Raw genomic sequence first — 19,342 nt, 5'->3', positions numbered from 1 at the left:
GCAGGTGTCAGGATACCCCAGCTCCTGGCATGGCTCTGGCATCCTGATGGGGTTCCCACGGAACCATGGGGGTGTGTGATGAGGACGCTCGATACGCAACTCCGCGCCACCGCGCTCGTTTCCTGTCTTCTCGCCCTGGCTCCCGTCTGTGGTGCTTCGCCACAGCAGGAGCGGGGTCGTCGCGCAACGCCACAGCCCATGCGTCCCATGGCCGACCGGCCTGCTCCGGACGCATCGCGGTCTGACAGTCCCAGGAACCTGGCCGGGCCCATGGCGGCCGACCGGATGGATCGGATGGATCGGACGGAGCGCCACCCGGGGATCCGCACGCCCCGAGTCGATCCCCGTCCGGCGGACCTCGCCCCCCGGGCCACCCGCATCAGCCTGTACCCGGGCACCCAGGTGGTGGTGCCCCCGGCCTGGAACCGCTGCTCCGCGATCCCCTCGGCCCACTACTGGCAGCGGCGCGACATCATGGCGGAGATCCAGTGGCTCTCCCGCCGCGGCTACATCCCCGTGACACCCCTGGGCGGCACCGTGGAGTCCCTCTCGGACTATGTCCAGGTTCCCGCCGGGTGGCGCGCCTATGGGGTCTCCGTCCCCGCGGGCGGCACCGTCCAGGTCGAGGTCCAGCACACGAAGCTGGGCTGGTTCCGGCTCATGCTGGTGGACAAGTGGGGCCAGCCCGGACCTGGCATGATGCAGGCCGCCTATGCGCACCAGCCCGTCCTGGTGACCTACAAGAACCCCCACAAGGAGGCCACGGCCGTCTACGTCATCGTGGATGATCCCGCCTGGTGGTCAGACGCCCGGGACCCCTACACCCTGGTCGTCCGCCGGAACTGGGACCCCGCCACGGTGGACCTGAGCGGGGTGAAGATGGTGGCCGGCCTCTGGGGTGCCAGCCCCAGCGTCAGCGCCGAGTTCCGCGGACCGAGCCTCACTGGACCGGCGGTCTTTCCGCATTGAATTGATATCGTCTGGGGGTTCCCCCCGCAACGCATGCGCTGCGGGGATCTGAGGTCGCGCTGCGCGCACGCCCCCAGACCCCCGCGCAGAAGCCCGGCTGAGCCGGGCTTCTGCTTTATCCACCCGGAGAGACTCACTGCCAGGGACAGGCGCCTGTCACCCACATCCGGAAGGCCCGGGGTTCCACGGTGAGCTCGGCGCGGTCCCGCTCCGGGGCGGGCTCGCCGTCCAGGTGCCAGGGCAGGGGGCGCTCCAGGCGCAGGGTGGCTCGGCGGAACCGCCCCTCGTGGCGGAGGGCCGTGTGTCCGCCCTCCTGGAAGAGCCTGGGCGCTTCGGTGAACAGCGTGAGCCAAGTGGGCCGGGCCAGGGTGGCCCACTGGAGGCAGCCGTCCGTGGGATCGGCGTACGGGGCGATCCAGAGCCCGCTGCCGTAGGTGGGGAGGTTGGCGAAGCAGAGGCTCCAGGCGGCTTCCGGCAGCCTTGACGCGCCCGGGTGGAAGGCGGCGCGGATGCGCTCGATCCGGCCGTCCGAGGGGGGCATGGGCACCTCCTCCGCCTCCCAGGCCAGGGCGGCCGGCTTCCAGGTGCGCCACAGCTCCAGGGTGGCCCGGGCGTAGGCGGCGAACCCGCGGCCGGGAACGGCCGCGAAGCGGTGCGCCACGGCGGCTTCGAAGCCGGTGCCGCAGACATTCACGAAAGGGGTGCCGTCCAGGCGCGGGAGGTCCATGCGCACTTCCCGGCCCTCGAGGAGCCGCCGGAGGGCGCCGGCGGGCTCCAGCGGGGTCCTCAGGCCCCGCACCAGCCCGTTGCCGCTGCCGCCGGGGATGGCTCCGAGGGGCACGGGGCAGCCCCGCTCGAACAGGGCCCGGGCCGCGTGGTGGATGGTGCCGTCCCCACCCCAGACGAGCAGGGGACCTTCCGCCCGCCGGGCCTGGTCGATGGCGGGTTCGAAGTCCCAGGGCGGCCCGAAGGGGAGGACCTCCACGCGGTCCCGCAGGTTCTTCGGGAGCGGCCGCAGCAGGGCATCCGGATCCTTCGGGGTCGTGCCCGAGGCGGGATTGAAGAGGATCGGAAGTCTCATGATGCGAGGATACCCGCTCCTTCCCTCAATCCAGGGCGACCACCAGCGCGGTGGGATCCTCGTAGGCCACCCGGAAGGGGGCCTGGCGGAGCTCGGGGTAGCCGGGAGCCCGGGCGGCCCGGAGGACCAGGTACCGAGCGTGGAACCGGGCCTTCATCTGCTCGGCGTCCAGGCGGACCTGGTGCCGCCGGAGTCGCTCCAGGAGCTTGGCCCGGTCCGCGTCCTCCCGCAGGGAGTAGGTGGGATCCAGGCCCCAGAGGAACCGCTGCCGGTAGCCGTCGTAGAACAGCTCGGGGAAGTCGTCCCAGTAGAGGTTGATGACCGTCTCGCCCGGAGCCAGGTTCGCGGCCATCCAGGCGCAGGCGCCGGTGAAGTGCCGGGGAGGCGCGGCCTGGGTCTGGTAGAAGCGGTAGAAGGTCATGGACCGCCCGTGGAACCCCAGGAGGGTGGCCAGAGCCAGCGCGCCCGCCGCCAGGCGGACGGGCCGCCGGGTGGTCCACCAGGTTGACGCCTCCAGCAGGGGCCACAGGTCGCGGGCCACCAGCGCCCAGGCCGCAGGCACGAGCAGGGCCGAGTACTCGGCGAATCGCGGCGTGGCGATGGTGAGGCCAAACCAGAAGAGGGCCGCCGCGCCCAGGCCGAGGGTGCCCGGGGCGAGGCGTTTCCGGGCGAGGAGGAGGGTCAGGGGCAGGGCGAAGGCCAGGATCAGCAGGAGGGGGTAGATGTCCCAGAAGACCGGCCAGGAGTACGGGTAGAGCTCATTGCCCAGCTCGAAGCCGGAGGTGGCCGACCCCTGGAGGCCCAGGCGGAAGACCTGCACGTAGGTGAGGAAGGTCTCGAGCGTGAGGGGCGTGTAGGGGTGGATGGCCAGCCCCAGCACCGAGCCGGCCCCCGCCGCCAGGGGCAGCCGGAGGTCCGGCCGTTCGCCGCCCAGCCACGTTCCCAGCACGAAAGGGACCGCCGTCATGAGGAGCACGAAGGGGACGGTGTAGGCCCAGGCGTAGACGAAGCCCAGGACGAGGAGAGCCTTCCAGCGCTTCTGCAGCAGGAAGTGCAGGCCCAGAACCAGGAGCAGCATGCTGAGTACGTGGGAGCGGATCATCCCCAGGCGGGCGACGAAGAGGCCGCCCGTGGCCAGGGGAAGCGCCGTGAAGAAGGCCGGGAACCGGACGCGGTGGGCCCGGAGCACGGCGTAGAGCGCCGCCAGGACCGCCACCGAGAGCAGCACGCCGAAGATCCGGGCGCCCAGGATGGGGTCGTGGCCGATCCGCGCGAAGGGGGCCATGGCCAGGTGGTAGAGGAACTCCTTGTCGCAGAAGTGCTCCCGCCAGGTGCTCAGCTGGGTCCACGGGAAGGCCTGCGACAGGCCCTGGACGGGCATCAGCGCCGCGAAGCGGGCGTGGAAGTAGCCGTCCCGTTCGAAGAGGCCCCGCTGGAGCCAGGCGGTGCCCCCGAACAGGAGCAGGGCGTAGAGGAGGAGGCCTCCCGGGGCCGCCCAGGCCTTCAGCCGGGACGTCCATCCTCCCTGGGGCTGGACCAGACTCATCGGCCATCCTCCACTCCGTCCGGCCGTCCGCCCAGGGGCGGGATGGCCAGGTAGGCCATGCGCTTCAGCTCCTTCCGGCCCCGGGTGACCGTGTCGAGGATCAGGCCGCAGGTGTAGCCCAGGGCGGAGATGACCATCATCCCGGTGGTGAGAATCGCCGTGGGGAACCGCGGCACGAGGCCCGTGCGGAAGTAGGTCACGAAGATCGGCACCGACAGGCCGATGGCAGCCAGGGCCAGGAAGGTCGAGAGGACGGAGAAGAACTGGAGCGGCTGCTCGTTCCGGTAGAGCGAGGCGATCAGGCGCAGGATGCGGAACCCGTCGGCGTAGGTGCGGAGCTTGCTCGCCGAGCCCTCGGGCCGGGCCCCGTAGGGCGTGGGCAGTTCGGCCACGGGCATGGCCAGCTCCAGGGCGTGGACGGTGAGCTCCGTCTCGATCTCGAAGCCCCGGGACAGGGCGGGGAAGCTCTTCACGAAGCGTCGCGAGAAGACGCGGTAGCCCGAGAGGATGTCCGTGAAGCGCTGGCCGAAGAGCAGGCGCACGGCAGAGGTAAGGAGGCGGTTCCCGAACCGGTGGCCCCGGCGGTAGGCCTCGGTCTCCGTCTCGATCCGGCAGCCCACCACCATGTCGAGCTGGCGGCGCAGGAGGAGGTCCACCAGGGCTGGCGCGCTGGCGGCGTCATAGGTGGCGTCGCCGTCCACCATGAGGTACACGTCCGCGTCAATGTCCGCGAACATGCGGCGCACCACGTGGCCCTTGCCCTGGGCGGTCTCGAAGCCCACGAGGGCGCCGGCCGCCCGGGCCACCTCGACGGTTCGGTCCGTCGAGTTGTTGTCGTAGACGTGGATGGCCGCGCCGGGCAGGGCCGCGCGGAAGTCCGCCACCACGCGGGCGATGGCGGTCTCCTCGTTGAAGCAGGGGATGAGGACCGCCACGCGGACAGATGCTTGGGCAGGGAGGTTCATGCGTGCCTTCCGTGCAGGGCCCGTCGAGGCTCCGTGGGCCCATTCTGGACCAGGAGATAGGTTGGGGCCAACGGCTTCGGTCAGGCCCGGAACCGCAGCGGCGGGGCCTCCAGGCGCAGGTCCTCCCCGGTGACGGGGTGCTTCAGTCCCAGACGCCAGGCGTGGAGCCAGAGGCGGTCCGAGGGCGCGCCGCCGTAGAGGGCGTCGCCCAGGACGGGCCGGCCCAGGTGGGCGAGGTGGACGCGGATCTGGTGGGTGCGGCCCGTATGGATGCGGGCCACGACGTAGTGCCCCGGCACCAGTCCGACGATCTCCTCCGCCGTGGCGGGCCGGAAGTCCGTCCGGGCGGATTTCGGCTCCATGAGGTCGCCTTCGCAGCCGAAGCGGCCGGGGTCCGCGCCCCGCAGGCGGCCGATGGGGGCCTCCACGGTGCAGGCTTCCAGGGGCTCGGAGATCCGCGCCAGGTAGAGCTTCTCCAGGTTCCGGTCCGCGAAGGCGGCGGCGAGGCCTGGGTTCGCCTTGGCGTCCTTGGCCAGCACCAGCAGGCCCGAGGTGCCCTGGTCCAGGCGGTGGTGCAGGAAAAGCTTCAGCTCCGGCCGCTGGGTCTTCAGCAGGGCCAGCAGGTCGTGGCGGTCCGTGGCCCAGGTGCCCTGGGTGGCGATCCCCGCGGGCTTGACCACGGCCAGGAGCCAGGCGTCTTCGAACACGATGGGGATGGCAGTCGTCGGCACCGGGGGGAGGTCGGGATCGTAGGCCACGCGGACCTCGAGCCCCGGCTTCACCAGTTTGCCCGCCACCTTCACCCTCTTGCGGTCCACCTGCACGCCGCCCAGCTTCAGGGCCTCCCGGGCCGCCCGGCGGGACAGCTCCGTCCGTTTCGCGATGAGCTGGTCGAGGCGCAGCTCGGCATCGTCGGGATCCACGGTGAAGGTCCATTTTTTCAGCGCCATATCCCCAGGGTAGCCGCGGCGCGGAATTGCCTCAAAAAGCGAGGCAATTCCGAGGCGGGTTTTGGCATGCTGGAAGGCGGAGGCTCCCCCCATGATTCGAACGCTTCGCGCCGGGCTGCTGATGGCCCTGGCGGTGCTGGCCACCGCCGCCGACCTTCCTGTGTCCGGGTTCGCCCTGAAACCGGGATCCACCGCCAAGGCCCAGGGCCTCCGTCTGGCGGCGGCGCCGGAAGGTTCCGAAGCCACGCTGGTGTCCGCGCCCGTGACATTGAAGGTGGGCGAGCTGTACCGGCTCAGCGCCAAGGTGCGCACGGAAGGCGTGAAGGCCGATGCGCTGGCCCGCTATCCCACAGCACTGGGCGCCTGCCTCTCCATGGAGAGCTTCCCCTTCACCAACGCGTCCCAGAGCGTGGCGGGCGCCTCGGAGCGGAAGGTCTCCGTGCTGTTCCTGGCCACCACCCCCACCGACCGCGTTCAGCTGCACCTGGGCCGCAATGGCCGGGCCACGGGCGCCGCCACCTTCAGCAACCTGAAGCTGGAAAAGGTGGAGGACGTCACCGCCTTCATCCCCCTGCAGACCGTGCGCTGGGCCGGGAAGGGCTTCCGCTACGAAATGGGCGGCTGGACCTTTCTGCACATCGAGGGCGCGCCCTACGCCCGGGGCCGCCAGCACGGCGAGCTGATGGCCGAGGAGATCGTCCGCTACATCACCAAACTGGGGGTGCTGAAGAACGCGGCGGATCCCGTCCGCGGCTGGGCCGACCAGCGGCAGACCGCGGACGCCCTCTTCTTTCGCAAGTACGACGTGGAGTTCCTGGAGGAGATGAAGGGCATCGCCGATGGCGCCGCGAAGGCTGGCGCGGCGTTCAAGGGCCGGCCCGTGGACCTGCTGGATATCGTGACGCTCAACAGCGCCGTGGACATGAGCTCCCTCCAGGAGGGCCTGGCCCGCGCCGCGAACCCGCTCACCGGCCGCACCTTCATGACCGGCGAGGATGAGATGGCCAAGGGCGGCGAGGGCGACCACTGCTCCTCCTTCGTGGCCACCAAGGACGCCACCAAGTCCGGTCGCTTCATCTTCACGCAGATGTTCATGTGGAACGGCTACACGGGCACCGAGTGGAACGTGATGCTGGATGTCGTCCCCGAGAAGGGCCACCGCGTCGTGATGCAAACCTTCGCCGGCGGCATCCACAGCGGCACGGACTGGTACCTCAATGCCGCGGGCCTGGTGATGGGCGAAACCACCGTGGGCCAGACGCCCTTCAACCCCGACGGCACGCCCCAGAGCAACCGCATCCGCAAGGCCGCCCAGTACGCCAACAGCATCGACGAGGCCGCGGAGATCCTCTTCAAGCAGAACAACGGCCTCTACACCAACGACTGGACCATGGCCGACACCAAGACGGACGAGGGGGCCTGTTTCCTGCTCGGCACCGAGAAGACGAAGCTGTGGCGTACCGGAGGGAACGGGAAGGGCGCCGACACGCCCGGGCACCACCGCGGCTTCATCTGGGCCAACAACAACAACCGCGACCTCGAGGTGCGCGGCGAGTACGTGGCCAACCCCGACAACGCCCCCGCCGATCTGGCCTTCAACACCTGGAACCGCGATATCGCCTTCCAGGAGGCCTTCAAGACCTACGGCAAGAGTAGCTTCGACATCGACGCCTCCACGCGCCTCATGGCCAGCAGCCCCATCAACCGGCCCCACGCCTGCGACGCCAAGCTGACCACCTCGGAGATGGCCGAGAAGCTGGTGTTCATCGCCCACCAGGGTAAGACCACCCAGCGGGAGAAGATGGTGGGCGGCCGCTGGATCGCCGATCTGCCCGGCGCCACGCCGCACCTCACCCATGGGTACACGGCGTTCAGTCCCATCTGGATCACTCAGAAGCTCCAGGCTGCCAGGGCGGCCTGGAGTATGGAAAAGCCCGCCAAGGCGGCTCCGACACCAGATGTAGCCGCGGTGAAGGAGGCATTCAGCTTCGATCCCAAGGGGCTATGGACAGGGACTGTCAAGCCGGCCTCGGACGCGGACAACTGGTTCATCAGCGGGTCCGCGGCCTACTGGCAGCAGCTGAAGCACCTGCCGGTTGCGCCTGCCAAAGCCTTCGAGACCCAGTCCGCGGCCCTGGCGGACCTCGCCACGCGCCACCTCTGGTTGGAACGCGAAGAGGGCGTCAAGGCCCCGCTCGCCACGGTCACGGACTACGACCACTACGGCGCCTACCAGATTCCCCGCATCCGCGGCGTGTTCGTCCTGCATCAGCTTCGCCTGCACCTGGGCAACGCCGCCTTCGCCAAGGCCATGCAGTCGGTCCATGGCCGCTACGCCGGGAAGGCTGCGTCCACGGCGGACATCCTGAAGGCCCTCTCCGATGGGGCCGGGAAGGATGTGGCGCCGATCCTGAAACCCTGGCTGGAGCGGGCGGACCTGCCCGCTCCCAAGGTCAGGGCCCGCGTCGGGAAGGTGGGTGGTGCCTACGAGGTGAAGGTCGAGGTGGACCAGTCCGGCTTCACCTATCCCTTCGTGGCCTTCGCCAGCCTGGAGACAGACAAGGGGGCCAAGCTGGAGCGACTGGAGGTGAACGGTGCGAAAGCGGCCTTCACGCTCCGCAGCGAGTCGAAGCCCACGCGGCTCGTCTTCAATGCGGGGAACGACCTTCCCATGCCGCGCGCCAATGCCTGGGTTCCGGGCAACCTGTTGGACGACTGGGGCCACGCGCTGCTGGTCTTCGGCACCGCCCGCGAGGTGGAGGCCCAGCGCACGCTGGCGCTGAACTATCGCGAGACGCTGGCAGACAACATGACCGAGGTGCTGTTGCCCCTGAAGCCCGATGCCGAAGTGGGCGATGCCGACCTGGCCGCCAGCGACCTGGTGCTCTTCGGTGGCCCCGCCGATAACGGCGTGATGGCCCGCCTCCAGGCCGAAGGCAAGCTGCCCTTCGAAGCCGGTCCGGGCTGGTTCAAATGGCAGGGGCGCACCTATGGCCGACCCGACGACGGCCTGCTGACCGCCTTCCCCAACCCCTGGAACCCCAAGCGCATGATGGTTCTCGTCCTCGCCAACAGCCGCGTGCAGCAGTGGGCCATGACGAAGACCGTGCCCCGCGGCCTGCCCGGATGGTCGATCTACCGCGGTGGCGAAGTGAAGGAGAAGGGCCAGCCTGCGACTGAAGGAACGGTGGTGGACTTCCAACCCTGAGCACCGTTCTGCTTGCTCGGAATCCGCGGCAGCGGATTCCGAGCCGGTCAGATGGAGTAACCCTGACTGTCCACTTCGATGGCCTGCTGCTTGAAGGCGAGGTCGGCGAGGGTGGCGCCGCGGAGGACGGCGCGGGCGGCCTCAGTGCTGCGGGTCCAGAGGTCCCGGACGGCGCGGGCTCCCGGGGTGGCGTCGGGGGGGAGGCTGGCGGGGCCGAGGCGCCCTTCCAGGGCCTCCAGCACCTCCAGGGCCGTGATGTGGCTGGGGTGCCGGGCCAATTCGCAACCACCGTTGGGGCCCCGCTGCACCTTCACCAGCCCTGCGGCCTTGAGTGGGCCCAGGAGCACCCGGAGGAACTTGGAGGGAAGGGCCTGGCGCTGGGCCACGGCCTCCACCTGGATGGGGCCCTGACCTGCCTGAAGGGCCAGCTCCACCATGAACTGCAGCCCGTAGCGCCCCTTGGCCGATCCCCTCATGGTGAACCCTCCTCCAAACCTGGATAGCTTAATACATAACTAAATAAATTGACAAACTTGACAATTTATTTTTCTTCTTCATACTCCAGGACTCGGCAGCGTCCGAAGCTTGGAGGAAGCCATGGCCCGCCCCACTGAACGCCCCAACCGCGTCGAGCACGCCTATGAGCTGGTGGGCTATACGCCCGTCGTGCGCCTGAACCGCCTCGTGCCCAAGGGCTCGGCCAAGGTCTACGTGAAGCTCGAAAGCGCCAACCCCGGCGGCAGCGTGAAGGATCGCATCGCCCTGAGCATGATCCAGGACGCGGAGGCCCGCGGCGCACTGAAGCCCGGCATGACGCTGCTGGAGGCCACCAGCGGCAACACGGGCATCGGCCTGGCCTTCGTGGCGGCGGCCAAGGGTTACAAGATCACGCTGGTGATGCCGGACACGATGACGCAGGAGCGCCGCTCCCTGCTGAAGGCCTACGGCGCCGAGCTGCTGCTGACGCCCGGTTCCGGCGGCATGAAGGCCGCCGTGGACAAGGCCCAGGAGTTGGCGGACGGCGATCCCTCGTACTTCCTGGTGCGCCAGTTCGAGAATCCCGCCAACCCCGCCGTCCACCGCCGCACCACGGCCCTGGAGGTGCTGGAGCAGGTGCCGGAGCTGGACGCCTTCGTGGCCGGCGTGGGCACCGGCGGCACCGTGACCGGCGTGGGCGAGGTGCTGGCCGAGAAGAAGCCCGGCACTCTGGTCGTGGCGGTGGAGCCCGAGACGTCGCCCCTCCTGAGCGAAGGGAAGGCCGGCCCGCACAAGCTCCAGGGCCTGGGGCCGAACTTCGTGCCGGGCATTCTCAACAAAAAGGCGTTCCAGCGCGTCCGCCCCGTGGGCTACGACGACGCCATCGCCATCGCCCGCCGCCTGGCCCGCGAGGAGGGCCTGCTCACGGGCATCAGCACCGGCGCCATCGTCTTCGCGGCTCTGGAAGTGGCCAAGGAACTGGGCGAAGGCAAGACCGTGGTGGCCGTGCTCTGCGACACCGGCGAGCGCTACCTGACGCATCCGCTGTTCGCGGAGATCGATGGGCCGGCGATCTGAGGGAGCCCGGATGAACCAGAAGGCGCTTCGCCCGGGGCCGAGCTGCCCCATCACGCCGGACCTGACCGATGAATCGGCCGGGCGGATCGCCGCCCTCCTGTCGCTTAGCCTTCTCGGAGTGTCCGTCTGGCAGGGCTGGGGCTGGGCGGTCCTGGCCCTGGCCGCGGATTTCCTCCTCCGCGCCGCGGGCCGCTCGGCCTTCAGCCCGGTGGCTCGCGTGGCGGGTTTCCTCCGCCGCCGGGCGGGCCTTCCCGAACGGCGAATCAACGCGGGTCCCAAGCGCTTCGCGGCCTCCGTGGGCTTCCTGTTCTCCCTGGGCATCGGCTTGGCATTCATGGCCGGCTTCCGGTCCCTCGGCCTGGCCCTGGCGTTCATCCTGGGGACCTGCGCGGGCCTCGAGGCCTTCTTCGGGTTCTGTCTGGCCTGCCGGATCCATCCCTGGCTGCCCTGGGTGCGGAGCGCCTCGCCCCGGCTGCTTGCCACCGGAGCCGATGAACCGGCGCGCTAAAGCGATGGCCGCGCGACTCGCCTATCCTTGAGGGTCTGTCGGGAGATGCCCATGAGGATCGCCGTCCTGTTCCTTGCCGCGCTGCTGTGTCCCATCCATGCGGTGTCCGGTGAACCGGCGAAGGCTACGGCCTTCGAGCGGGCGGTGGTCCAGGAGATGAGCGACGTGCGCGTGCGGCCGAAAACCTACGCGAAGTACCTCCGGGAGCTGCGGCCGTATTTCGAAGGCACCCTCTGGAGCCGCCCGGGCCGCGTGCCGCTTCGCACGGAGGAGGGCGTGGCGGCCCTGGACGAGGCCATCGCCTTCCTCGAATCCGCGCGGCCGGTGGGCCCTCTGCGCTTCAACGAGGGGCTGGCGCGGGCGGCCCGCCTGCATGCCCGGGACATCGGCCCGAAGGGCAGCATCGAGCACACGGGTTCGGATGGCAGCCGCCTCACAGACCGGCTGAACCGGCTGGGGCGCTGGCAGGGGCTCATCGCGGAGAACATCAGCGCCGGCGAGGATGAGGCCCGGCAGGTGGTGATCCAGCTGCTGATCGACGATGGGGTGGCCAGCCGCGGTCACCGGAAGAACCTCTTCAACCCGGATCTCCACCAGGCCGGCGCCGGCTCCGCGCCCCACCGGGACTATCGCACCGTGACGGTGATCGACTACGCCGATGGGTTCGTGGAGAACCGGTAGGGGACGCGTCATGGGACGTGAGGTGACCCTTCTCCTGCGGGCCGGTCGGTGGCGGACCCTGGTGGTGGCCGGGCTCCTGGGGACTTGCCTGACGGCGGGTCCACCCTTCTTCACGGACGACCCGGAGCCGGTGGAGCACCACCACATGGAGCTCTACCTGAGCTGGATGGGACTCCGGGCGCCCGGTGGCGCGTCGGGCAGCCTGCCCCTGGTCGAGTTCAACGCCGGCATCCTGCCGGAAACGCAATTCCACCTCGTGGCGCCCCTCGCCTACGCCAAGCCCGCGGGAGGGCCCGTGACGCGGGGTTACGGCGACACGGAGGTCGGGCTCAAAATCCGCCTTCTGCGCGAAACCGAGGCCCTTCCCCAGGTGGGCGTCTTTCCGTTGGTGGAGGTTCCCACGGGGACCGCGGAACGGGGGCTCGGTACTGGGCACACCCAGGTGTACCTCCCGCTGTGGCTCCAGAAGAGCTGGGGCCCCTGGACCAGCTACGGCGGGTACGGCTGGTGGCGGAACCCGGGGGAGGGCCAGCGCAACTGGCACTACCTCGGGTGGCTCCTCCAGCGGGATCTGTCTGAGCGGATCACCCTGGGCGGGGAGCTGTACCGGCGCTCGGCGGCCACGCAGGATGGGGTGGCCTCCGCCGGCTTCAATGTCGGGGCCATCGTCAACTTGTCGGGGCGGGACCACGTCCTGATCAGCGCCGGCCGGAACCTGTCGGGCGACCGGGAGACCCACCTCTACCTCGGCTACCAGGCGACCCTCAGCCTGGAGGCGGGGAGGCCGCGCCTCAGCGGGGGTGGTGCGGCTCAGCCCTGAACGGTTTTCTGCTAGCCTTGGAGCCATCCCTCGGGTGAATGATGGCTTTCCTAGCGCGGATTGGCGCGCCGGTGCGCGGCTTCCTGGAGTTCCTGGGCGACCAGGCGCACTTGGTGTGGCGGACCCTGCGTTCCGGGCTGGCGCTCCGGTCCGGCCAGCTGGCGGTGGTGGGCGGGCAGACGAAGCTCCAGATCCGCTTCACGGGCCTCGATGCTGCGGTGCTCGTGGTGGGTACGGCCCTGCTGCTGGGCGCGGTGACGCTCATCCAGGCCTTCAGCCAGCTCTCCGGGCTGGGGGCGGAGAACTACATCGGGGCGCTCATGGTGCTCATCATCCTGCGGGAGCTGGGCCCGTTGCTGACCGCCGTGCTGGTCATCGGCCGGAGCGCCACTGCCATCGCCGCGGAGCTGGGAACCATGCAGCTCAACGGAGAGGTCGATGCGCTCGCGGCCCACGGGGTGGACCCCTACCGCTACCTGCTCCTGCCCCGCTGGGCGGGTGTGCTCGCGGCGGTCTTCGCCCTGGTGGTGTGCTTCGATGCGGCGGCGCTCGGGGGCGGCTTCCTGGTGGCGCGCCTGAAATACGGCATCACCTGGGGCTTCTTCATGGAGTCCGTGCGACAGGCGCTGTCAAACCTGGATTTCACGGCCACCCTGCTGAAGGTCTTCTTCTTCTCGGGCGCCATCACCTTCCACGCCTGCCACTTCGGCCTTGGCGTCCGGCGCAGTCAGACCGAGGTCCCCCAGGCCGTCACGAAGACGGTGGTCTCCGCCCTGGTGGCGGTGTTCGTCATCGACGGCCTCCTGGCCGCATGCTTCTACTTCTGATGCTCCAGGTCCGCGGCCTCGCCTGCGATCTCCCCGATGGCCGGCCTCTGGTGGAGGGCCTGGATCTGGACCTCCCACCGGGCCGGAACCTCCTGGTGACGGGCGCCGGCGGAACGGGAAGGGGCCACCTGCTGAGGGTGCTCGCCGGCACGGAGCGCCCCAGGGCTGGCGAGGTGACGATCGCGGGCCTCCCCGTCTGGCCGGGAGAGGGCGCCCTGGGGCTGGCGGGGCGGGTCCGCATGGGGTTCGCCTTCCCTGCCGGCGGGCTGCTGTCTAACCTCAGCCTGGCGGACAATGTGGCCCTCCCGCTGAGATTCCTGGGGATCTCCAGGGCGGAGGTCACCCGTCGGACTGGAGAGGCCCTGGCGCGACTCGGGCTGGAGCCCGTGGCGGGCCTCCGCCCCCATGCGGTGAGCGCGGCGGCGCGGAAGCACGCCAATCTGGCCCGGGCGCTGGCCCTGGACCCGGAGCTGATCCTCCTGGACGGGCCTCTGGAGGGACTGGACGCCACTGACCGCAGCCTGGCCCTCGGCCTCATCTCGGGCTGGGCCCTGGATCCCGGTCGCACCCTCCTGCTGGCCATGGAGGAGGCGGATCTGCCCCCGGGGCTGGCTTTCCAGAGGCTGGACCTTCGCGCGCCCCACTCGCCTTCGGAGCCGTCATGAACTTCGAGAAGCAGGACGCCCGCCTGGGCCTCTTCGTCCTCCTGGCGCTGGGCCTCTTCGGAGGTCTCCTGGCCTACAAGAACGCAGCGGTGGTGACCGAGAAGACCTATCCGCTGGTAGTGCGGCTGGACCAGATGGAGGGGCTGGCGCCCGGCACCGACGTCCAGCTGAAGGGCTATCGCGTGGGGTCCGTGGAACGGGTGGACATGCGGCGAGAGGGCACGGACTACCACTTCCTGGCCACCCTGGCCGTACGCTCGGACATCCAGCTCTGGCGTGGCACCCGGGCCGTGGTGGCCCCCAGGGGCGTGGGCAGCGTGATGCTGGACCTGCGACTGCCGCCGTCAGACACTCGCACGGTGCCCCTGGTGCCGGGCGACCAGATCCCAGGCGAGGAGGGGGTCTCCCTGGGTGGCGTGCTGGAGCGTGCGGATCGTCTCCTGGCCAACCTGAACGCCTCCCTGGACGCGGTGCGCGATCGCATCCAGGCGAAGGGCCTGGGCGACCTGCTGGAGCATCCTTCCGTGGCCCGGGCCCTGCGATCGCTGGACGCCACCCTGCGCGAATTCCAGGCCCTGGCCAGGGATGGCCGCGGACTGGCCGCCCATGCGGACCGCAGCATGGGAGAGGCCGACAAGGCCCTCGCCGACCTGGAGAAGAGCCTGGCGGTGACCCGTACCCTCCTCGAAACGCGCGCGCCGGACTTGGATCGGATTCTCGTGAGTCTGGCGTCGGTGCTGCAGCAGTCGGATGCGCTGCTGGCCCGTTTCCGGGCCGAGGACCAGCCGGAGCTGGAGGCCAGCCTCAAGGCGCTGCGGCGCTCCCTGGATTCCGCGGAGGAACTGCTGCAGCTGTTGAAGCAGAAGCCCAGCCGGGCCGTCTGGGGCACCCCCAGCAACGCGGAACGGACCCGGGCCCGGCAGGCGGTGGAAGCCGCCAAGGCAGCGCCGGCGCCAAAGTAGCTGTGCCTTCGACAGATAGACCAGCAGGTCCCTGGTTCGAATTTTGCGACCTTGTTTCAGGCTCAACCAGGCCCATCCTGAGGGTCTCTTTCCAGGGGGCCCCGTGGCTTGCGGGACCCTTGTGGGTGTCCTACACGCGCTTCCCTTCGGAGGCCCGACCCCCCGTCCGGGCAGCGCCCGATCCACGAGGAGGATCCATGGGCAGCATCGCAACCATCCACAACGGCGTGAACGTGGATGCCCTCAACACCACCGTCTCGATGGTGAAGGCCAATCCCGCCCTCGCCAAGTTCACCTTCCGGTCCAAGGCCAAATGGATCAACGGCGCCCACTCCCAGAGCACCTTCGATTCGCTCTACGGGGCCGGGATGGAGCACAAGCGGACCACGCCGATGTTCCTGGAGGCCGATGAACCGGAGGCCCTGCTGGGCTCGGACCTGGCGCCCAATGCGGGGGAAGCGGCCCTGCACGCCCTCAGCTCCTGCCTGAGCGTGACCTACGCCTACACGGCCGCGGCCATGGGCCTGGATATCAGCAGCCTCAGCTTCGACATGGAGACGGATTCCGACCTCCGGGGCTTCCTGGAGCTCGACAAGAACATCCGGCCCGGGTTGTCCCAGATCCGCGTGAAGGTGAACCTCGCCTGCAGCGGGACCCCGGCGCAGATCCAGGAGCTCCACGACTGCGTCATGCGGACGTCGCCCCTCTACGACACCTTCAAGAACCCGGTGGACATCAAGCTCAGCCACTGAGCGAACCGCGGAAGCATCTCCGCCCGCGGGGGAGGCTCTGTGGGCGGAGATCAGATCTGGTCGAACGCTTCCTTGCCGGCCATCACCTTCCAGGGCAGCAGCTCGTAGTTGGCGAGGCCCGCCTTGTGGAAGGGATCGCCATCGCGCAGGGTGTCGAGGTCGGCGAGGGGGTTCTCGTCCTGCACCCGAACCAGCCACGCGCCGCCGAACCGGGGATCCAGAGGGCCCGATGCCAGGAGGACGCCCTGCTTCTTCAGGGTGTCGAGGTAGGCCCGGTGGGCTTCCGTGACGGCTTCCACCTCGGCGAGGGGGCGGCGGTAGCGGACGAGCATGAGGGCGTACATGGGGATCTCCTGGATCCTGGGAGGTCAATCGCGGACGATGCGGGTGCCCACGGTGGCCGGATCTTCAGTGGCCAGAGCCTCGGCGGTGGTGATGAGCACCTCGTGGCCGCCGCCTTCCAGGTAGGCCAGGGCGCTCTCGATCTTGGGCCCCATGCTGCCGGGCGGGAACTGGCCCTCCGCCAGGTGCTTCCGGGCCTCGCTGGCGGTGAGGCGATCCACCCAGCGCTGGGTGGGCTTGCCGAAGTCGAGGGCCACCTTGGCCACGCCCGTGAGGATGATGAAGAGGTCCGCATCGAGCTGGGCCGCCAGCAGGGCGCTGAGGCGGTCCTTGTCGATGACGGCTTCGACGCCCACCAGGAAGCCGCTGGCATCGCGGATGACCGGGATGCCGCCGCCGCCGCCGGCGATGACGGAACTGCCGGATTGGAGCAGGGTCTTGATGGCGTCCAGCTGGACGATCTCGATGGGCTTGGGCGAGGGCACCACCTTGCGCCAGCCGCGGCCCGAATCCTCCTTCATCTTCCAGCGCTTGGAGCGCATCAGCTCCAGGGCGCGGAACTCGGGATAGAAGGGGCCCACGGGCTTCGTCGGGTCCTGGAAGCCCTTGTCCTCCTTGTCCACCACCACCTCGGTGAGCACGGAGGTCACCGGCGCATCCAGGCCCATGAAGCGCAGGCGGTTGATGAGCATGCGCTCCAGCATGTAGCCCATGGAGCCCTGGGTCATGGCCCCGCAGATGTCCAGGCTGTAGGGCGGGATCTGCCCCGAGCCGGCCTCCTGCTGAATGAGCAGGTTCCCCACCTGGGGCCCGTTGCCGTGCACCACGCAGAGGGCGTAGCCCTCGGCCACCACCCGCGCCAGCATCTCCGCCGTCTCCCGGGCGTTCTCCAGCTGCTCCTCCTGGAGCCCTCGCTCCTTCTCTTTGAGAAGCGCGTTTCCGCCGATGGCCAGGAGTGCGATCTTTCGGGTCATGCAGGTCCCCGGGAAACGAGGATTCTACAGGGCCCGGTGGGCAGGCCAAAGGACGGGCGTCACAGTGCGGGGCACTTCACGGAATTTCCTTGCGGGAATCCTCGTGGTTTTTGCACCCTGTCAAAGGTCCCCCATGTGCCCCCCGAACTCCAGGCTCCCCCTCCTCCCGTGGCTGCTCCTGCCGGCGGCGGCCGTACTCGCCCAGACGCCGGGCGCGCCGGGCCTCGAAGGCGGACTCGTGGCCGAGGGGCATCGCCGGTGGCTCGGCTCGGAGGGCTGCCCGCGGGACCGAGCCAGGGCGGCGGCCTGCTACCGTGCGGCCGCCGAGGCTGGTGATGCCGAGGCCATGGCGCATCTCGGGCGCATGCACTTCCGGGGCGAAGGCATCCCCAGGAATTCCACCGAGGCCCTGAAATGGTTGAAGGCCAGCGCGGCCAAAGGCAACGCCCGAGGGCTCTACCACTTGGCGGAGCTCTATCAGAACGGCTTCGGCGTGCCGGTGGATCACGCCCAGTACGCCAAGCTGCTCCGGGAGGCCGCGGAGAAGGGATCTCCGGATGCCATGGCGGAGCTGGGGCAATGCCTTGACAGCGGTGCGGGCATCGCCTGGGACCCGTCGGCCGCCAAGGTCTGGTTCAGCCGGGCCGCGGACCAGCCCCAGTCGCGCTTCTACCCCATGACGCTCGCCTGGATGCATGAGCGGGGCCTGGGGTTTCCCAAGGACACCGCGGCGGCCTTCCGGTTCGCCAAGCAAGCCGCCGAGGCAGGCTACACCGATGGGCCGCGGCTCATGGGACGGTTCCTCCTCGACGGCACCGGCGTGCCCAAGGACCCGACGGGGGCCCTCTCCTGGCTCACGCGGGCCCAGGGGCTCGAGGATCCCTCGGCCCTGGTCATGCTGGCCGGGATGCTCATCCGGGGCCAGGGCGTCCCCAAGGATCCGGAACGCGCCGTCATGCTCTGCAGGCAGGCTGCACGGATGGGCTCTCCTCAGGCCATGGGATGGCTGGGCGAGTGCTATGAATCCGGCATCGGGGTGGCGGCAGATTTCTCGGAAGCCGTCTCCTGGTACGCGAAGGCCGCCGAGCGCGAATACGTCCCGGCCTTTGCCCAACTCGCCTGGCTTTACCACAAGGGCCAAGGCGTCGGCCAGGACGACCGGCGCGCTCTCGCCTGGCTGAAGCAGGGCGCCAGGCAGGGGTCTGCCAGGTCGATCTACCTCCTGGGATGGTTCTCGGAGAATGGGTGGGGCGCGGCCAAGAACCTTCAGGCGGCCGTCCAGTACTACCAGGAGTCCGGAGAGCGGGGCTGGGTGCAGGCCTGGGCGCAGCTGGGTTTCTGCTACAAGCGCGAGGGGTGGGCGGACAGGGATCTCGGCAAGTCGCTGGACTATTTCCGCAAGGCCGCGGAGCTGGGCCACGTGACCGCCCTGCATCAGGTTGGTTGGGCCTTTCAGAACGGCGAGGGCGTGCCGGTGAACCTCACCGAAGCCATGAGGTGCTACCAGGCCGCCGCGGACCAGGGGAGCGGCGCGTCCATGAACCAGCTCGGCTGGTTCTACGAGCAGGGCCTGATCGTGCCCAGAAACCCCGACATGGCCCTCGGGTGGTATCTGCGGGCCGGGGCCAAGGGAAGCGCCAGCGGGTGGTGGAATGCGGGCCTGATCTACGAGTCGGGCGAGGGCACGATTCCGAAGGATCCCGAGAAGGCGCGGCATGCCTTCGCGGAGGCTGCCGGCGGCGGGAACGCGGCCGCCATGAGGAAACTCGGGAGCTACCTGGAGCAGGGCCTGGGCGGCGCCAGGGACATCGACCAGGCGCTCTCCTGGTACCGGAAGGGCATGGAAGCTGGCGATGCGGAGGCCCGGGCGGCCTACCAGCGCCTCACCCTGCCTCCGCTGCCCGAGCCTGACGAGGAACCCTGAGCCAGCAGAACTCCCGAACCGGGGAGGCCTTAGAGGCCCAGGGTCATCAGGTTGTGCATCAGCACCCGGTCCCGGTCCATCTGCTCGCCCACGCGGAAAGTGGCCTCGCCGACATCCTGAAAGCCCGCCTTGGCGTAGAACCGGATGGCCCGGGGGTTCTGTTCCCAGACCTGCAACCAGACACCGTCGTGGCCCGCGGCTGCGGCATGGTCCAGCGCCGCCGTCATCAGCGCGCGGGCGGCGCCACGGCCGTGGAGGGAGGCATCCACATAGAACCGGGCCACTTCGAGCGGGTTGACGAAGTGAAAAGAGGCTCTTCCTTCCTCCGGACCGCAGGCCCGGAGCAGGGTGTAGCCCAGAAGGGTGTCCCCCTCCGCGATCACCAGCGTCCGGCAGGCAGGATCGGCCAGCTCCGCGGCTTGCTGCTGGGGGCCGAAGGTCTCGGCCAGATGCAGCTCGAGGTTCGAGTCGGGGATGAGGCCGGTGTAGGTTTCGCGCCACAGGCGCTCGCCCAGGACGGCCAGGGCCTGGGCCTCGTGGGGAAGGGCGGGGCGGATCAGCATCCCGACAGCTTATCAAGTGGGCCAAAACCCGCTAGAATACTCGTTTTGGCG

19 protein-coding genes are annotated in these 19,342 nt (G+C 69.5%); 11 read left to right on the top strand and 8 right to left on the bottom strand.

Annotation, left to right across the window (positions count from 1 at the left end; translation table 11 throughout):
- Window positions 1–294 precede the first annotated feature (294 nt).
- Window positions 295–969, top strand: a complete 675-nt coding sequence (locus MLG87_RS04550) for a hypothetical protein (protein ID WP_243294017.1) — start codon at window positions 295–297, stop codon at window positions 967–969.
- 133 nt (window positions 970–1,102) lie between these two features.
- Here the strand turns inward: MLG87_RS04550 and MLG87_RS04545 are convergent, their stop codons facing one another.
- The 4 genes from MLG87_RS04545 to MLG87_RS04530 all read right to left on the bottom strand — a co-directional run bounded on the left by MLG87_RS04545 (window position 1,103) and on the right by MLG87_RS04530 (window position 5,511).
- Window positions 1,103–2,050 carry a diacylglycerol/lipid kinase family protein gene (locus tag MLG87_RS04545; protein WP_243294016.1) on the bottom strand — a complete coding sequence of 316 codons (948 nt, stop codon included), beginning with the start codon at window positions 2,048–2,050 and terminating at the stop codon, window positions 1,103–1,105.
- A 25-nt stretch (window positions 2,051–2,075) separates the two neighbouring features.
- Window positions 2,076–3,596, bottom strand: coding sequence for a hypothetical protein (locus MLG87_RS04540; RefSeq protein ID WP_243294015.1), 1,521 nt, complete (start codon window positions 3,594–3,596; stop codon window positions 2,076–2,078).
- Entirely contained in the window at window positions 3,593–4,561 is a 969-nt protein-coding gene (locus MLG87_RS04535) for a glycosyltransferase family 2 protein (RefSeq protein WP_243294014.1), read from the bottom strand. The genes MLG87_RS04540 and MLG87_RS04535 overlap by 4 nt, the downstream gene beginning before the upstream one ends.
- An 80-nt stretch (window positions 4,562–4,641) precedes the next feature.
- Window positions 4,642–5,511: an RluA family pseudouridine synthase gene (locus MLG87_RS04530; RefSeq protein WP_243294013.1), complete on the bottom strand. Its 870-nt coding sequence runs from the start codon at window positions 5,509–5,511 to the stop codon at window positions 4,642–4,644.
- A gap of 91 nt (window positions 5,512–5,602) precedes the next feature.
- Between MLG87_RS04530 and MLG87_RS04525 the strand changes: the two genes are divergently transcribed.
- Window positions 5,603–8,719: a C45 family autoproteolytic acyltransferase/hydrolase gene (locus tag MLG87_RS04525; RefSeq protein ID WP_243294012.1), complete on the top strand. Its 3,117-nt coding sequence runs from the start codon at window positions 5,603–5,605 to the stop codon at window positions 8,717–8,719.
- 47 nt (window positions 8,720–8,766) lie between these two features.
- On the opposite strand, the gene MLG87_RS04520 is transcribed toward MLG87_RS04525, so the two are convergent.
- Window positions 8,767–9,195 carry an RrF2 family transcriptional regulator gene (locus tag MLG87_RS04520; RefSeq protein WP_243294011.1) on the bottom strand — a complete coding sequence of 143 codons (429 nt, stop codon included), beginning with the start codon at window positions 9,193–9,195 and terminating at the stop codon, window positions 8,767–8,769.
- A 121-nt stretch (window positions 9,196–9,316) separates the two neighbouring features.
- Here MLG87_RS04520 and cysK point away from each other — a divergent pair, with 121 nt between their 5' ends.
- The 8 genes from cysK to MLG87_RS04480 all read left to right on the top strand — a co-directional run bounded on the left by cysK (window position 9,317) and on the right by MLG87_RS04480 (window position 15,488).
- A complete protein-coding gene (gene cysK / locus MLG87_RS04515) occupies window positions 9,317–10,273 on the top strand; it encodes a cysteine synthase A (protein WP_243294010.1) in 957 nt (318 codons plus the stop codon).
- Between the two features lie 10 nt (window positions 10,274–10,283).
- Window positions 10,284–10,781: a DUF4395 domain-containing protein gene (locus MLG87_RS04510; protein ID WP_243294009.1), complete on the top strand. Its 498-nt coding sequence runs from the start codon at window positions 10,284–10,286 to the stop codon at window positions 10,779–10,781.
- 51 nt (window positions 10,782–10,832) lie between these two features.
- On the top strand, window positions 10,833–11,462 hold the full coding sequence (locus MLG87_RS04505) for a CAP domain-containing protein (RefSeq protein ID WP_243294008.1): 630 nt from the start codon (window positions 10,833–10,835) through the stop codon (window positions 11,460–11,462).
- A 10-nt stretch (window positions 11,463–11,472) separates the two neighbouring features.
- The gene (locus tag MLG87_RS04500; RefSeq protein ID WP_243294007.1) at window positions 11,473–12,282 is read left to right on the top strand and encodes a transporter; all 810 of its coding nucleotides are present in this window, start codon (window positions 11,473–11,475) and stop codon (window positions 12,280–12,282) included.
- A gap of 38 nt (window positions 12,283–12,320) precedes the next feature.
- Window positions 12,321–13,109: an MlaE family ABC transporter permease gene (locus MLG87_RS04495; RefSeq protein WP_243294006.1), complete on the top strand. Its 789-nt coding sequence runs from the start codon at window positions 12,321–12,323 to the stop codon at window positions 13,107–13,109.
- Window positions 13,094–13,774 (top strand): ATP-binding cassette domain-containing protein, encoded by a 681-nt coding sequence (locus tag MLG87_RS04490; RefSeq protein ID WP_243294005.1) that lies wholly within the window; start codon window positions 13,094–13,096, stop codon window positions 13,772–13,774. The genes MLG87_RS04495 and MLG87_RS04490 overlap by 16 nt, the downstream gene beginning before the upstream one ends.
- Window positions 13,771–14,736 (top strand): MlaD family protein, encoded by a 966-nt coding sequence (locus MLG87_RS04485; protein ID WP_243294004.1) that lies wholly within the window; start codon window positions 13,771–13,773, stop codon window positions 14,734–14,736. Before MLG87_RS04490 ends, MLG87_RS04485 begins: the two co-directional genes overlap by 4 nt.
- A 197-nt stretch (window positions 14,737–14,933) precedes the next feature.
- Window positions 14,934–15,488, top strand: coding sequence for an OsmC family protein (locus tag MLG87_RS04480; RefSeq protein WP_243287898.1), 555 nt, complete (start codon window positions 14,934–14,936; stop codon window positions 15,486–15,488).
- 50 nt (window positions 15,489–15,538) lie between these two features.
- Here MLG87_RS04480 and MLG87_RS04475 read toward each other — a convergent pair whose 3' ends face one another.
- Both MLG87_RS04475 and MLG87_RS04470 read right to left on the bottom strand, forming a co-directional pair.
- Window positions 15,539–15,832: a YciI family protein gene (locus tag MLG87_RS04475; RefSeq protein WP_243294003.1), complete on the bottom strand. Its 294-nt coding sequence runs from the start codon at window positions 15,830–15,832 to the stop codon at window positions 15,539–15,541.
- 24 nt (window positions 15,833–15,856) lie between these two features.
- Complete coding sequence (locus MLG87_RS04470) at window positions 15,857–16,804, bottom strand: carbamate kinase (protein WP_243294002.1); 948 nt, start codon at window positions 16,802–16,804, stop codon at window positions 15,857–15,859.
- Window positions 16,805–16,937: 133 nt separating this feature from the next.
- Between MLG87_RS04470 and MLG87_RS04465 the strand changes: the two genes are divergently transcribed.
- Entirely contained in the window at window positions 16,938–18,728 is a 1,791-nt protein-coding gene (locus MLG87_RS04465) for a tetratricopeptide repeat protein (RefSeq protein WP_243294001.1), read from the top strand.
- A gap of 29 nt (window positions 18,729–18,757) precedes the next feature.
- Here the strand turns inward: MLG87_RS04465 and MLG87_RS04460 are convergent, their stop codons facing one another.
- Window positions 18,758–19,291 (bottom strand): GNAT family N-acetyltransferase, encoded by a 534-nt coding sequence (locus MLG87_RS04460; RefSeq protein ID WP_243294000.1) that lies wholly within the window; start codon window positions 19,289–19,291, stop codon window positions 18,758–18,760.
- Between the last annotated feature and the right edge of the window lie 51 nt (window positions 19,292–19,342).

The organism is Geothrix mesophila, from assembly GCF_022808835.1.
Classification (GTDB): domain Bacteria; phylum Acidobacteriota; class Holophagae; order Holophagales; family Holophagaceae; genus Geothrix; species Geothrix paludis.
Note: the sequence above shows the minus strand (reverse complement) of the source record. Positions and strands in the feature narration are given on the sequence as shown.

What these genes read in the sequence shown, in the direction of transcription:
- MLG87_RS04550 (WP_243294017.1), top strand. Translation starts at nt 295, where the DNA reads ATGGATCGGACGGAGCGCCACCCGGGGATCCGCACGCCCCGAGTCGAT.
- MLG87_RS04545 (WP_243294016.1), bottom strand. Translation starts at nt 2,050, where the DNA reads ATGAGACTTCCGATCCTCTTCAATCCCGCCTCGGGCACGACCCCGAAG.
- MLG87_RS04540 (WP_243294015.1), bottom strand. Translation starts at nt 3,596, where the DNA reads ATGAGTCTGGTCCAGCCCCAGGGAGGATGGACGTCCCGGCTGAAGGCC.
- MLG87_RS04535 (WP_243294014.1), bottom strand. Translation starts at nt 4,561, where the DNA reads ATGAACCTCCCTGCCCAAGCATCTGTCCGCGTGGCGGTCCTCATCCCC.
- MLG87_RS04530 (WP_243294013.1), bottom strand. Translation starts at nt 5,511, where the DNA reads ATGGCGCTGAAAAAATGGACCTTCACCGTGGATCCCGACGATGCCGAG.
- MLG87_RS04525 (WP_243294012.1), top strand. Translation starts at nt 5,603, where the DNA reads ATGATTCGAACGCTTCGCGCCGGGCTGCTGATGGCCCTGGCGGTGCTG.
- MLG87_RS04520 (WP_243294011.1), bottom strand. Translation starts at nt 9,195, where the DNA reads ATGAGGGGATCGGCCAAGGGGCGCTACGGGCTGCAGTTCATGGTGGAG.
- cysK (WP_243294010.1), top strand. Translation starts at nt 9,317, where the DNA reads ATGGCCCGCCCCACTGAACGCCCCAACCGCGTCGAGCACGCCTATGAG.
- MLG87_RS04510 (WP_243294009.1), top strand. Translation starts at nt 10,284, where the DNA reads ATGAACCAGAAGGCGCTTCGCCCGGGGCCGAGCTGCCCCATCACGCCG.
- MLG87_RS04505 (WP_243294008.1), top strand. Translation starts at nt 10,833, where the DNA reads ATGAGGATCGCCGTCCTGTTCCTTGCCGCGCTGCTGTGTCCCATCCAT.
- MLG87_RS04500 (WP_243294007.1), top strand. Translation starts at nt 11,473, where the DNA reads ATGGGACGTGAGGTGACCCTTCTCCTGCGGGCCGGTCGGTGGCGGACC.
- MLG87_RS04495 (WP_243294006.1), top strand. Translation starts at nt 12,321, where the DNA reads ATGATGGCTTTCCTAGCGCGGATTGGCGCGCCGGTGCGCGGCTTCCTG.
- MLG87_RS04490 (WP_243294005.1), top strand. Translation starts at nt 13,094, where the DNA reads ATGCTTCTACTTCTGATGCTCCAGGTCCGCGGCCTCGCCTGCGATCTC.
- MLG87_RS04485 (WP_243294004.1), top strand. Translation starts at nt 13,771, where the DNA reads ATGAACTTCGAGAAGCAGGACGCCCGCCTGGGCCTCTTCGTCCTCCTG.
- MLG87_RS04480 (WP_243287898.1), top strand. Translation starts at nt 14,934, where the DNA reads ATGGGCAGCATCGCAACCATCCACAACGGCGTGAACGTGGATGCCCTC.
- MLG87_RS04475 (WP_243294003.1), bottom strand. Translation starts at nt 15,832, where the DNA reads ATGTACGCCCTCATGCTCGTCCGCTACCGCCGCCCCCTCGCCGAGGTG.
- MLG87_RS04470 (WP_243294002.1), bottom strand. Translation starts at nt 16,804, where the DNA reads ATGACCCGAAAGATCGCACTCCTGGCCATCGGCGGAAACGCGCTTCTC.
- MLG87_RS04465 (WP_243294001.1), top strand. Translation starts at nt 16,938, where the DNA reads ATGTGCCCCCCGAACTCCAGGCTCCCCCTCCTCCCGTGGCTGCTCCTG.
- MLG87_RS04460 (WP_243294000.1), bottom strand. Translation starts at nt 19,291, where the DNA reads ATGCTGATCCGCCCCGCCCTTCCCCACGAGGCCCAGGCCCTGGCCGTC.